Annotated in this window: 1 protein-coding gene; it reads left to right on the forward strand. The window is 43.6% G+C overall.

The window, feature by feature from the left end:
- Positions 1 to 194 precede the first annotated feature (194 nt).
- Positions 195 to 1,122, forward strand: a 928-nt coding sequence (locus G497_RS18160) for a hypothetical protein (RefSeq protein WP_156908114.1), incomplete at its 3' end; no start/stop codon positions are given.

Consider the following 1,122-nt stretch of genomic DNA (forward strand, 5'->3'; position numbering starts at 1 on the left):
GGAAAACTTATCAGCAAAAACTCAGGAAATTTTTGAGGAAATAACACTATCCAGTATTATACCTCACTATAGAATAATGGAAAATTGCACGCTTCGAACGCCTTCAGGCAAAAAGTATTAAGGAAAACAGATTAATATCAATGGTCTTGGCACAATAAATTTGATTTGCAAAATTCTTAATAGGGGATTCAACCGTGAGCGCGAAGAAAAAAAACCAGGGCAAGTTACAGGCAAAGAAAGAAGCAATGTCCAATAATGACGTGTCAGATAAAACGTTGTTGCTTTCAGTCCCTGCTGAAAATGAACGGAAAACCTATTCTCTTGCTAAAACACAAGCTATGCATCTGTTATTTGATCCCGCTCAAGGGTCCTTCGAACGCGCTGAAGACAATCTCCTCATTACATTCCCCGGTAATAAAATAATAGTTATTGAAAATTTTTATGCCAATGAAGGCGCAAATGCCCCGGAAAAGCTGATACTTGCAGACGGTACAGAACTTGTTGTGAACGAGTTTCTGGCCAACATCAATCCCGACCTGGCTACAGCAGCCGCCAAAGTGGCTGCTCCTCCCAGTAATGGGCTGGATGATTATTCTGATGGGGCTGGAAATTTGATATCAGGGGTTGAAAGGCTTGGTGCCCTTGCCTCTGCGTTCAACGACGAAGGGAAAGCTGTTGCGAGCCTTGATGGCATTTTTCTTGCCCCAGAAATAGATGAGGAAAATGTACCAATAGCCCAAGCAGAACTACTCCTTTCCATTCAAGATGCTTCGATTATAGAAGGGGGCAATCTTACTTTTAGTCTTTCCCAGTCTGCAACAAGTGGTGCCACTACCTCCGGTAATTGGAGCATTACCCTGCCCGCCGCAGGTGGCACCCCTGGCACAGCAAGCCTTGACGACCTTGATGATAGCCAATTTGCTGCCTTGGGCATCACTGTTATCGATAATCTGAATGGAACGTACACACTTTCCGGTATTTTCGTTATTACATCTGGCAATACAGCCACCACCATTCTTATTCCCACTAAAAGTGATGCCGCAATAGAAGGGAATGAGCGCTTTTTGATTGAAATTACCGATGTGCAAAATGCTTCTCTGGGCAATAATGTTGGCGTAGGTA

Source organism: Desulfovibrio cuneatus DSM 11391 (assembly GCF_000430005.1).
GTDB lineage: Bacteria > Desulfobacterota > Desulfovibrionia > Desulfovibrionales > Desulfovibrionaceae > Frigididesulfovibrio > Frigididesulfovibrio cuneatus.